The following is a 12,791-nucleotide window of genomic DNA, read 5'->3' as shown; positions in this document are numbered from 1 at the left end:
AAGTTAGCGAATAATTCGATTTGGCAATATCAATTTTCATTTCCGTTTTGTTCTTTTATTCTCAACAACTTTTCGTGACCGGCATTCCAATACGCGCAATCCAGCTCGATAAATACCGAAGAATACGGAATGGTTCCTTCGGTCTTGATCACCAACACCTGGAACAGTTTCGTCGTTTCGTCCATCTTGCGGAATACCGCCTCGTGCGGTACCTGCTGTACAGGTAAATTCCCCAAAATCGAATCGATCTGCGCCTTGAAACGATCCACACCCGGCACGAGCTGCTCGTCAAGCAAGGCCATCTCCGCATCACGGTATACGATGGATCTGGCATGAGAAGAACCATTTACCGACGTCAATACATGCGAAAGCACTGTAGGTAAGTCCGATCCGCTGTCAACATAAGTCATCCCAGTGGATGTTTGCAATGGAAACGCTTTGTCGACAACCAATATCCAGTTGCGATGTCCCAACAAAGGCAGTTGCTCAGCCAGGATTCGCTTCCAATCCGATCGATCTCCAATGGTTTGCACCATTACCGGCTTCGGTCGAGGGCCGCATCCAACGCCGATGAACGTGCCAAAAAAAATAACTATCAAAATACGCCAGTTCATAATTAAAGCAGTTTTATTGTTAATAATTGTTTCTTGAAGACCGAGGGTGACTTTAAGCATGTAAACTTCAGCCAATGTCGCCACTAAGATCAGGTGGAACCCCGCACCACCAGCCGGCCTTCGGAAATGGTGATTTCGGGTGGTACATCCCCAAAGCGCTTTTTAAGGATATCCAGCATGTGCTTACCGGCGGCCTGTCCGATTTCATAGGGTCGCTGTTCGAATGTGGTCAACCCCGGTTCCACTAACCCCGAAGCCGGATCGTTGCCAAAGCCAGCGACTGCAATATCGCCGGGCACATTCACCCCCCTGCTTTTCAACAGCTGCATCACCTGCACTGCCCCGCCATCGTAGATCGTGCAAATTGCATCCGGGGGCTCGGCCAAAGCCAACCATCGGTTTACAGCCACCGCCACGTCGTCGGCAAGAAAGCGGGTATGGGCCACCAGTTCGTTATCAAACCCGATTCCATTCTGCCGCAATGCCGATAGGTATCCCTGCTGCCGCAATTTACTGGCCTGCAGGTGCTTTGGGCCTGCCAGCAGGGCAATGCGCTTGCGTCCCCGTTCAATCAAATGCTGTGTAGTGGTGTACAAACCGTTGAAATCGTCTTCCACCACTTTCGGGATGGGGAGCCCCTGGCAAATCCGCGCAAACGATACCAGCGGGAATCCCTTTTGGTACAATAGCTTGATCTGGTCAAAATTTCGCGTATCGCGCGTATGGCAAATCAGAAACCCATCTACTCGGCTCAGCATCAAAGCCTGGATGTTTTCCTTTTCGATTTGCGGCGATTCGTCCGACTGGGCGATGATGGTTCGGTAGCCCATACGGCCTACCGCGTGCTGGATGCCGCTCACAATGGCCGCGAAAAATGGCTTTTGGATATCCGGGATAATGACGCCCAGCATCCGGGTTTCATTCTTGATCAGGCCCAATGCCAGCATGTTTGGTTGATAGTCCAGTGTTTTCGCCATTTCCAAGACCGCTTTTCGGGTTTCCGGATTGACGTTTGGATTGTTGGTCAGCGCTCTCGAAACGGTAGATTTGGAAATCCCCAGCTTCTTCGCGATGTCGATAATTGTAACCTGGTGTCCCTTCATAGTTGGTGCTATCCTTAGGTGGTACAAAAATGTAGAAAAAAAACAGAAAAAAAAACACCATATGGGAACGGTTGCGGGAATGTTCCCAATCAAATATTGGGAAATATCTCATTATAAACCTTTGTTTTTCAATAGTAAATAATATAGTTTAGCCCCAGATTATGAAACTATAAAGCAATTATCAGGTAATTTCAATTCTAGGTTTTTGTTCGGTAACCGTGCCATTGGCCGTGTTTCCATCAACGCCGAAAGCTACGTCATCGTGGGTCGGGTATTAAGATGTATTTTATCAAATTAGTTATATGAAATTTATTGAAGAAGCAACACGACAGATTCCGGTTTATGCCGCACCAGACGTCTTGGTGGTGGGCGCAGGCCCAGCAGGTATCGGGGCAGCCATTTCCGCGGCGCGCAACGGCGCACGGGTATTATTGGTAGAACGCTATGGTTTTCTAGGCGGGAACTTGACCATCGCCATGGTCAACCCGATGTTTACCTTTCACGACATCAAGGGCAGGCAGGTTATCCGAGGCATTGCTGGGGAGCTGGTCGATCGACTGGTCGACCTCAAGTCTTCACAGGGCCACGTCACCGATTTGACGTTCGACAACGCCTCCATGACGCCATTTGACCCGGAGGGGATGAAGTACTTGCTCTTTCGCATGGTACACGAGGCCGGCGTGGACCTATTGCTCCACACCTGGGCAGTGGGCGCCACCCGCGAGGGCAACCAGCTCACTTCCGTCATCATCGAGAACAAATCGGGCAGGCAGGCAATCACCCCGAAATACGTGATTGACTGCTCTGCGGACGCCGACGTCGCTGCTATGGCAGGTGCACCGTTTGTCAAGGGGCGTGAAGAAGACGGCGCGATGCAGCCCGTGACCTTGTTTTTCCGCATCGGCGGCATCAATATGGCAAATCTCCGCAACTGGATGAAAAACAATCGCGATTTGCTGAAAGATGCTCCTACCGATGAAGAGATCGATTCCAGCCGGGCCATCGCGTTCCTCGGTTTGAAGCAACTGGTCAAGAAAGGCATGGAAAACGGCGAGTTCCCGAAAGACGCCGCACCGCGCATCCTGTTTTACGAGCTGCCCCAAGACGGTCAGATTGCCGTCAATGCCACCCGCTTGCAGGGTATCGATGGCACCAATGCGGCAGACCTCACACGGGCGGAACACGAAACCCGCGTACAAGCCTGGGAAATCCACAAGTTCCTGCAGAAATACGTTGGCGGTTTCGAAGGATCCTACATCCTCGATACCGGCGCGCAGGTCGGTGTACGGGAGACGCGACACATCCGGGGCGACTACCAGCTCACCGAAGATGATGTGCTAGCCAACCGCGCGTTCGACGACGGGATTGCGTGCGGCACATTCGCCATCGACATCCATCCGCCGGAAGGCGAGCAGCAGATCTTTACCGGATCCGGCAAGGCCGTATACGAAATCCCCTACCGCACGCTGCTGCCGCAAGGGTTAGACAACGTCTTGGTGGCCGGACGGAGCATTTCGGCTACCCACGCTGCATTCGGTTCATCCCGTGTCATGGCCACCTGCATGGCCATCGGCCAAGGTGCTGGGCTGGCCATGGCCAATCTCATCCACCAGGGCGGCGGTACAGTACGCAGTGTAGACACTGTTGCGCTCAGGCAACAGCTCATCGCACAGGGCCAATACCTGCTCGGCATGCCCGACCAGCAATCCGCGGACCCGGCACTCGTACTCAACAAAGGGGAAGGTTCGGGAGCCAGCGCATCCCATTTCAATCCATTTAAAGACCGCAGCCATGGCTAATTCAAGGGGTAATATCCGCTGGGGAATCGCGACGCTGCTCTTTTTCGCCTCCACGCTCAACTACCTCGATCGGCAGGTGCTTTCTGTACTTGCGCCTACGATCCAGGCCGAGCTAAACCTCACGGATGTCGACTATTCGTATATCACCTCGTCATTCCTACTGAGCTATACGGTCATGTACGCCATCAGCGGTACGTTGGTAGACCGGCTAGGCACCCGCAGAAGCTTTCTCTGGGCCGTTGGCGGGTGGTCGATTGCTAATCTCCTACATGCCCTTGCCAAGACAGCGATGCAGTTTTCCGTATTCCGGTTCCTGCTGGGTATCGCCGAATCAGCGAATTTCCCGGCTGGTGTCAAGGCGGCGTCCGAGTGGTTTCCGCTCCGCGAGCGCGCACTGGCCATCGGTATGCTCAACGCAGGCTCTTCCGCAGGCGCGGCCATCGCCATCCCCCTGGTGTCAGTCATCGCCGTACAATTCAGTTGGCAGGCCGCTTTTGTAGTCACCGGACTATTCGGCTTGATCTGGATGTTGTTCTGGAAACGACTGTATGTCCTTCCGCAACACCATCCACGCATCACGCCCGAGGAACGTGAACTCATCCTGGATGGCCAGCCGGCACAACCGCAGGAAGACGTCAAGACCAGCATCTGGCAGCTCCTGCGCATGCGCCAGGCCTGGGGCTGCCTATGCGCGCGGATCTTCATCGATCCAATCACCTACTTTCTGATTTTCTGGATACCCAAATACCTTCAAGAGCAGCAAGGGCTTACGCTCGATCAGATGGGCCTTTTTGCCTGGATTCCTTTTGTCATCCTTGCGATTGGCACGTTGCTGGGCGGCATCATCCCCAGGTGGTTCATCACCCACCTGGGCTGGTCACTCAACCGATCTCGCAAAAGCGTCATGCTGTTTGCTTCGCTGCTGATACCGGTCTGCTGCGCCGTGCTGTTCCATGCACCAGGGATGACCGTCGCCATTGTTGCCATCGCCGGTGTTATGCTTGGACACGGCCTTTGGGGCAACATTACCATTCCGGCCGAAGTGTTTCCACGGCATGTGCAGGGCACACTGACCGGCATCGGCGGTACCCTGGGCGGCATTGCCGGCATCCTTTCGCAGCTATCAGTCGGCTGGACCGTCCAGCACCTTTCCTATGCACCCATATTTATCGGCATCGGTATCGCCTACTTATTTACGCTGCTCTGTGTGCAACTGCTTACAGGCCGGCTGGGAGAAATAATTGCATTAACCAAATCATAAATCCAATGAGTAAACCCATTTGTAAACCCATTCGTACACGCATATGCCGGTTCGGGCTATGCAGCTTGCTGTTACTATCAGCAAGCCTACAGGTATTGTTTGCCCAGCAACGCACGCCCGTAAGCGGCGTGGTCACCGACGACCAAGCACAGCCGCTTGCCGGCGTCACGGTCACCCTTGGGGGAAGCACTCAAGCTTTAACCACCACTGATGAGTCGGGCAGGTTCCAAGTGACCGTCGCCGACGACGCGAGACTGATTTTTTCGCTCATCGGTTATGCCGCAGCAGAAGTCAACACGACAGGCAACCGCCAGCTACAGGTTGTGCTTACGCCAGTCGTCTCCAACCTCGATGAAGTCGTTGTGGTCGGTTTCGGCACCACCAAGAAAGTAAACCTCACGGGTGCGGTCACGGCCGTATCCGGCGAAGAAATCGCAAAACGCCAGGTCGGACAGACCTCCATGGCCCTGCAGGGCATGGCGCCCGGTGTCACCGTGACCCAAAGCAGCGGACAGCCTGGCGTAGATGCCGGAACGATCCGCGTCCGCGGTATCGGCACACTTAACAACTCCAATCCGCTGGTGCTGGTGGATGGGGTGGTGATGTCGCTCGACCATATCGATGTATCTTCCATCGAATCCATCTCGGTACTGAAGGATGCCGCTTCATCGGCCATCTATGGATCACGTGCCGCCAACGGGGTCATCCTGATTACGACCAAACGTGGCAAGTCCGGACAGTTCGCCCTGTCGTACGATGCCTATGTCGGTAAACAAGCAGCCACCGACTTGCCCAAGATCGTAAGCGGACTAGACCACATGAACCTCATCAACGAAGCCCACACCAATGTAGGTCGTTCGCCCCTATTTTCAGAGACGGATATCCAGAACTATATCGCCAACAAGGCTACCGACCCGGACCACTACCCCGATGTGAATTGGCAGGAAGAAGTGCTGCGGGGCAGCGGTATCCAGCAAAACCACGTGTTGGGCATCACCGGCGGCACCGAGCGACTTCAGTTTTTCGGGTCCTTCGGCTACCTCAATCAGTCCGGCCTCATTGACAACGTCAACTTCGAGCGGTATTATTTCCGCCTGAACACTAATGTGCAGATCAATCCCAAACTACGTGGCTCTTTTGACCTGTACGTGCGCAACAACAACCGAAAGACCATCGCCGACGGCTCGCATTTTGCCGGTCCAGCGGCCTTCTCCGCTGGCACCTCTACGGGGATGGTTTTCGGCCTGATGAACAAACTTCCGGCTACACAAGCCGCACGGTACACCAACGGCCAGTGGGCCGAGGGGCAAAATGGAGCCAACCCCGCCGCCATAATCTATGATGGCGGTTGGTGGCAGCAGCGGAGTACCCCAATCGCAGGTAACTTCTCGCTCGAGTACAAGCCCATTGAAGCACTGACAGCGCGCGTGGCTTATGCGCCGACGTACGAACAGCCAACGACCCGTTCATTCAGCAATGTCGTGAAGACCTACGATCCCAATGGAACGCTCCGCTTTTCCGTACCCGCATTGAATGAGCTCAACGAAGACGCCTCCAACGACCGGCTGGACCAAGTCGAAGCAACCCTTACGTATTCGAAAGATTTCGGTGGGCATTCTCTTTCAGCGCTGGGCGGTTACCAGTACCTCACCGGTAGCAACCGGGTATTCAATGCCTTCCGCGACAATTTTCTCTTCCCGGACTATCCCGTGCTTTCCGCAGGTTCCTCGGAGAATATGCGCAACGGCGGCTCAGCCACCGAATGGACATTAATCTCGTACTTCGGCCGGGTCAACTACAACTACCTCGGCAAGTACCTGTTTGAAGCCAACATCCGGTATGACGGTTCTTCCCGCTTTGCGCAGGGCAACAAGTGGGGCACCTTCCCTTCGTTTTCCGTGGGGTGGCGGTTATCCGAAGAATCCTTCATGGCAGGCACCAAAAGCTATCTGGACGACCTGAAACTGCGTGTTTCCTGGGGTAGGCTCGGCAATCAGGAAATCGGCAGCAACTATCCATTTGCCCCCACCGTATCGTTGGATCCGCGGTACATCTCCGGCGACGAGGTGCGCAACGGCGCAGCGATCATGAGCCTGGCCAACACCAACATTTCTTGGGAAACAACCGAAATGGCCAACTATGGGTTGGACGTGCGATTGTTCCGCAACCTGTCGGTCACGTTTGACTATTACCAGAAAACCACACGGGGCATCCTCCTCGAACTGAGCATCCCGAAGACCATGGGCGTTGGCGCACCATTCCAGAATGCCGGTGTCGTCGAAAACAAAGGCTGGGACCTCCAAGTCGATTACGGCAACAGCCATGGCAAATTCCGCTACGCGGCCACCTTCACCCTGTCGGACGTGCGCAACAAAGTGGTCGACCTCAAGGGCATCCAGCAAACAGGCACCCTCGTCAACCGCGAAGGCTATGCAATGAACTCATTGTTCTTGCTCCGCTCGCAGGGCCTGCTTTCAGCGGCTGATTTTGATGCCGACGGCAACTACCTGCATGCCCAGCCCCAATTCGGTGTGGTTGCCCCGGGCGATATCCGTTACCTCGATATCGACGGCAACAACATCGTCAACAACAACGACCGCCAGGTATTGGGCAGTACGATCCCTCGGTACACCTACGGCCTCAACCTTTCGATCGGTTACGGCAATTTCGACCTCTCGGGACTGTTCCAGGGCGTTGGCAAACGCGACGGCTACCTCACTGGCAGTGCCATCCTCCCCTTTCTCGCAGGTGGCACGGCGTATGAATACCAGAAAGATCGGTGGACACCCGAAACGCCCAGCGCCGAATTCCCGCGGTATGCCTTCGGTGAAAACCACAATCACCAAAACACCGATTTCTGGATGCGCAGTGCCGCGTACCTCCGCGTCAAGAATCTGCAGCTGGGTTATAGCCTGCCCAAGGCAGCGATCCAGCGCATCGGCGTGCAGGGTGCACGGCTGTACATTTCCGGAGAAAACCTCTTTACGTTCGACAGCTTCTGGCCCGGATGGGATCCGGAGATTTCCGCCGCCAGCAACGGTGCCTATTATCCACAGGTCACCACGTACAACATCGGGCTGAACCTCAAATTCTAATCGACTGGTCATGAAAAAAATATGCATTATCCTCATCACCGTCTTGCTATTCGGATGTAGCAAAGACCTGGAGAAATTCCCATTGGACGCGCCGTCTACCGATACCTTCCTGAAAACCGAGGCCGAGCTGCAGGCCGCCATCGTTGGCTGCCTGAGCCCGCTGAACCTCCGGTTTGGCGAAAACCCCTATGTCATTGTCTTTGACATGTATTCCGATATCGCTGCCAATCGGGATGTCACCCCACATGCATTATGGGGAACACCCACGGCAAGCCAGGTAAACAGCATCTGGAATACGATGTACACCGTCATTGCCCGCTGCAATTTCGTATTGGACAATATCGGCCGTGTCGAATCGGCCAATGAGGCCGTCATCGACCGCGCCACGGGCGAAGCACGGTTTCTCCGGGCTTACGCCTACGCCGTCCTATCGCAATTTTATGGAGACGTACCGCTGGTCACCACCACACTGGATCTCGCCGACGCCTACGTATCGCGCGATGCAAAAAGCACCGTGGTCGACTTCATCCTCGACGAACTCGAAGCCGCCTCCGTGCTGCTACCCGTAGACAATGCGCCCAATACGATGACCATCCCGCAGGGCGCCGCCTGGGCGCTTGCATCGCGCGTTGCTTTGTACAATGAGCGTTGGGACGAAGCCATCGCCGCCGCAGAGAAAGTTATGGCGCAGGAAGGCGTACAGTACCAGCTACACCCCGATTATGGCGACATCACCCACCGGTCCGGAAAAACCTCCAAGGAAATCATCTGGGCCATTCAGTTCAACTACACGGACGTCTTCCATGAAACACCAGTGTCCTACCGCTCCCGGATGTCGGGTGGCTATAGCAACCGCATGCCCGTGCAGACACTCATCGACTCGTACGATTGCACCGATGGACTCCCTATTGATGAATCGCCCCGGTATGATCCAGCGCATCCGTTTGAAAACCGCGACCCCCGGCTGGCTATGAGTATCGCCCTGCCCGGCTCGGTATACTATGGCTACCAGTTCGAGACCCACAAAGACAGCCTCGAATGCTGGAACTACAACGTCTCGCCCGCCACGCGTGTACCCAACCTGGATGCCACCCATACCTTTGCGAGTTTCTCGGGCTATTGCTGGCGGAAGTATGCCGATCCCACCGAGGAACATGCCACCCGCTCGGACATCAACCCCATCATCATCCGGTACGCAGAGGTACTGCTCAACTACGCCGAAGCCAAGCTCGAAAACGGCGAGATCGATGATCGCCTCTATGCGGCCCTCAACAAAATACGCCGGCGGGTAGACATGCCCGAAATCGCATCCGGCCAAACAACCTCGGCATTACGTACCATCATCCGCAAGGAGCGCAAAGTCGAGCTCGCTGGCGAAGGCGCACGGTATTTTGACATCATCCGCTGGAAAATCGCCAATCAGGTACTCAACGGCCCTTGCTATGGCCGGATTCCCCGTGGATTCTTGGCGTCGGCACCAGCCACCGATGAAAACGGCACGCCCGACTATAGCCACGTAGCCAATGCCGGCGAAATGCGCATTATCCAGACCCGGCTGTTTAATCCCGCCGCAAACTACCTGTGGCCCATACCGGATATCGAGTTGCAGACCAACAAAAACCTGACACCGAATCCCGGGTATTAGGGTACGAACCATTAACTTAGCAACAGATGCAACAGAAATCCAATCCGATCATCCGCTATTTCGCCGTGTTGGCCTGCCTATGGGGCTGCCAGCCGGCGCAGGCACAACGCACTACCGTGAAGGTGGAGATTCCCGACGTGCCGGTCCAGGTCGATCCGATGATCTACGGCCAAATGCTCGAAAACGTCAACGACAGCATGATCTACGGCGGCATAGCCGACCTACAGGGCAACGTACGTCAGCACTTGGTTCCACAACTGGTCGACTTAGATATCCCCGTGATGCGGTGGCCCGGTGGCACAGTAGTGTACGAGTATCACTGGGAAAAAGGCATCGGGCCGAAGGAAAAGCGTCCTACTGTGCCCAACCTCGCCTGGGGTGGCATTGAAAACTACCAGTTCGGCACCGACGAGTTCTTGCAATGGTGCCAAGCGGTGGGCACGGTACCCTACGTCAATTTAAACATGAGCCTGCATCCCGAGTTCCGGGCTACTGTGGCCGATGCGCTTGCCTGGATCGAGTACGTCAATGGCAGTGCCGATACACCCTATGGTCGATTGCGCATCCAAAACGGCCATGCCGAACCCTATAACGTGAAGTTTTGGGGCATTGGCAACGAAAATTACCTCGATAGCCGGGCTGGCCGGATCAAAGAAACCGCCGAACAATACGCCACACGGTTAAAATACTGGGCCGGCGCCATCCGCGCACAACACCCCGATCTTCAACTGCTCAGCATCGGCCGTTCCATTCCGTGGAACCAAACCGTGCTGGATACCTGCGGTCGGCTGATCGACTTCCTGACGCAGCACTACTACGTCAATTCGAAGGTGAAAGACGGCGAAATCCAACAACCGGCCAGTACCCTCTTTGCCCCAGCTAAGATGGAAGCCCACCTTGCCTTGCTCGGCAATCAACTGGCCGTCGTGAACGAACAGTTAGGACGGGCCGACCGCCCCATCCGGCTCAGTGTGGACGAATGGAACAACCGGCACTCCGTCAACGAAGGAACCACATTCAAGTTTACGCGGCAGTCGCCCCGCCGTCAATTTGATGTCGCCGTAGTAGCTGGCATGCTCAATGCCTTCATCCGCCAGAGCCCCCACGTCGGCATGGCCAACTACATCTTTCCGGTCAATGCCCATGGCCTCATCCGCACGGTGGGCGATACCGATGCTTATCAGACACCGATTTACCACGTCTTCAAGCACTACCGCCAGCACCTCGTAGGCATGAAGGTCGAGGCCACCGTAAACGGACCATCCATCGCCACAATGGATATTCAACCCACCATAGACGGTGACAGCCGCGAAGCGGAATTTACTGTTGATTCGCTGACATACATCGACGCGGCCGCCGTACTGACCGGTAACCGTCACCTTCAGGTGTCGCTGGTAAACCGGTCGCATGCCACGGCACATTCGGTCACCGTCGATGCGCCAGAGGGTTATACCGCCCAATCCATCTGGATGCTAAGTCACGAAAACATCAATGCGGCCAACAGCAGTGATCACCGCAGCGAAGTCGCCCCCCGGATCGAGCCAGTGGTTGGTCATCACAGCCACGTTAGAACAGAAATTCCTCCTGGGGGATTACATATTATCCAATTTATTCCCAAAAAATGAAAAATCACACGCTTACTTTCCAATGTTTTGTTCCATGTTTCACCTTGGTCATCAGCGGGCTATTCGTACACGCGCAGGTTACCACCGTAAAACTCAACATCCCCGACGTACCCGTCCAGATTGACCCCATGATCTATGGTCAGATGCTCGAAAACGTCAACGACAGCATGATCTACGGTGGCGTCGCCGACCTCCGGGGCAATGTCCGTCAACACTTGGTTCCTCACCTTAGCGACCTGCACATCCCCGTGATGCGCTGGCCGGGTGGCACGGTTATTCACGAATATCGGTGGCGTAACGGCATCGGACCGAAATCATTGCGGCCAACAGTTAAAAACCACCACTGGGGTGGGATAGAAAACTACCAGTTCGGTACCGACGAGTTCCTGCAATGGTGCCAGCAAATCGGCACCGAACCTTACATTAACTTTAACATGGGTAACGATCCCGAATTCGGTGGCGCACTTTGGGAGGCGCTGGAATGGATCGAATATGTTAATGGCGACTCCAGCACAAATCTGGGCCGGCTCCGGGCCCATCACGGACATACTTCCCCTTACGGGGTGAAGTACTGGTGCATCGGTAATGAGAATTACGGGCCATGGGGCAAACACACGGCGGAGGCCGACATAGTCTATGCCGCCAAGCTGAAACACTGGGCTGGCGCCATCCGCGGGCAACACCCCGACCTCCAGCTACTCGGCATCGGCCATACGCTGCAATGGAACCAGACCGTACTAGACACCTGCGGCCAGTTGATCGACTTCCTCACGCAGCATTACTACGTCACTTCACGCGTGAAGGACGGCGAAATCCAAGATCCGACCCGTACCCTCTTTGCCCCCGCAAAGATGGAAGCCCACCTCGCCCTGCTCGGCGAGCAACTGGCCACCATGAACGCGCAGTTGAGGCGTGCCGACCGCCCCATCCGGCTCAGCGTAGACGAATGGAACAACCGGCACTCCGTCAACGAAGGGACCGTATTCAAATTTACGCGGCAGTCGCCCCGTCGGCAATTTGATGTCGCCGTGGTTGCCGGTATGCTCAATGCGTTTATCCGCCAGAGTCCCCACGTCGGCATGGCCAACTACATCTTCCCGGTCAATGCCCATGGCCTGATCCGCACGGTTGGCAATGACGATGCCTACCAGACACCGATTTACCACGTCTTCAAACATTACCGTACCCACCTTGTCGGCAGCAAGGTCGAGACAACCGTCAGCGGGCCATCCATCGCTACCGCGGACATCCAACCCACTATCGACGGCGACGCAAAAGAAGCACACTTCCCAACGGAAACACTGCCTTATGTCGATGCTGCCGCCGTATTGGATAGCGCGAAACGAATCCATATATCGCTGTTAAACCGCGCACATGATCAGGCTCAAAAAGTTGAGGTAACCGTACCTACGGGATACGCAGGAGCGTCAAGCTGGACAGTGAGCCAGGAAGACATCAATGCGGCCAATAGCATCGAAGACCGCAACCGGATAATCCCCGTAAGTGGCCCATTGAAAGCCCGGCGCGGCAAAGTAACTATCGAAATCCCACCCTGCGGTCTGCAGGTGCTTACGTTTGTGCCAATCCGATAAGGGGATTATTTATGTACAAATAGTTAAAAGAATAACCATGAGCTAATTATAAATTTA

At 55.1% G+C, this 12,791-nt stretch carries 8 protein-coding genes; 6 read left to right on the top strand and 2 right to left on the bottom strand.

Annotated features, from left to right (window positions below; genetic code table 11):
* Positions 1-29: 29 nt before the first annotated feature.
* Positions 30-614, bottom strand: a complete 585-nt coding sequence (locus IEV98_RS18160; protein WP_188507450.1) for an RbsD/FucU domain-containing protein — start codon at positions 612-614, stop codon at positions 30-32.
* Positions 615-703: 89 nt separating this feature from the next.
* The gene (locus tag IEV98_RS18155) at positions 704-1,717 is read right to left on the bottom strand and encodes a LacI family DNA-binding transcriptional regulator (RefSeq protein WP_188507449.1); all 1,014 of its coding nucleotides are present in this window, start codon (positions 1,715-1,717) and stop codon (positions 704-706) included.
* Positions 1,718-2,019: 302 nt separating this feature from the next.
* Here IEV98_RS18155 and IEV98_RS18150 point away from each other — a divergent pair, with 302 nt between their 5' ends.
* The 6 genes from IEV98_RS18150 to IEV98_RS18125 are packed head-to-tail and all read left to right on the top strand — an operon-like array spanning position 2,020 to position 12,734.
* Complete coding sequence (locus tag IEV98_RS18150; protein ID WP_188507448.1) at positions 2,020-3,516, top strand: FAD-dependent oxidoreductase; 1,497 nt, start codon at positions 2,020-2,022, stop codon at positions 3,514-3,516.
* Positions 3,509-4,777, top strand: a complete 1,269-nt coding sequence (locus IEV98_RS18145) for an MFS transporter (RefSeq protein WP_188507447.1) — start codon at positions 3,509-3,511, stop codon at positions 4,775-4,777. Before IEV98_RS18150 ends, IEV98_RS18145 begins: the two co-directional genes overlap by 8 nt.
* 5 nt (positions 4,778-4,782) lie before the next feature.
* Positions 4,783-7,872, top strand: coding sequence for a SusC/RagA family TonB-linked outer membrane protein (locus tag IEV98_RS18140; protein ID WP_188507446.1), 3,090 nt, complete (start codon positions 4,783-4,785; stop codon positions 7,870-7,872).
* 10 nt (positions 7,873-7,882) lie between these two features.
* The gene (locus tag IEV98_RS18135; protein WP_188507445.1) at positions 7,883-9,517 is read left to right on the top strand and encodes a RagB/SusD family nutrient uptake outer membrane protein; all 1,635 of its coding nucleotides are present in this window, start codon (positions 7,883-7,885) and stop codon (positions 9,515-9,517) included.
* 26 nt (positions 9,518-9,543) lie between these two features.
* Complete coding sequence (locus IEV98_RS18130; RefSeq protein ID WP_188507444.1) at positions 9,544-11,142, top strand: alpha-L-arabinofuranosidase family protein; 1,599 nt, start codon at positions 9,544-9,546, stop codon at positions 11,140-11,142.
* Complete coding sequence (locus IEV98_RS18125) at positions 11,139-12,734, top strand: alpha-L-arabinofuranosidase family protein (protein ID WP_188507443.1); 1,596 nt, start codon at positions 11,139-11,141, stop codon at positions 12,732-12,734. The genes IEV98_RS18130 and IEV98_RS18125 overlap by 4 nt, the downstream gene beginning before the upstream one ends.
* Positions 12,735-12,791 lie beyond the last annotated feature (57 nt).

The organism is Parapedobacter pyrenivorans, assembly GCF_014636865.1.
GTDB classification, from domain to species: domain Bacteria; phylum Bacteroidota; class Bacteroidia; order Sphingobacteriales; family Sphingobacteriaceae; genus Parapedobacter; species Parapedobacter pyrenivorans.
The sequence above is the reverse complement of the archived record's forward strand: the minus strand, read 5'-3'. Positions and strand labels throughout refer to the sequence as shown.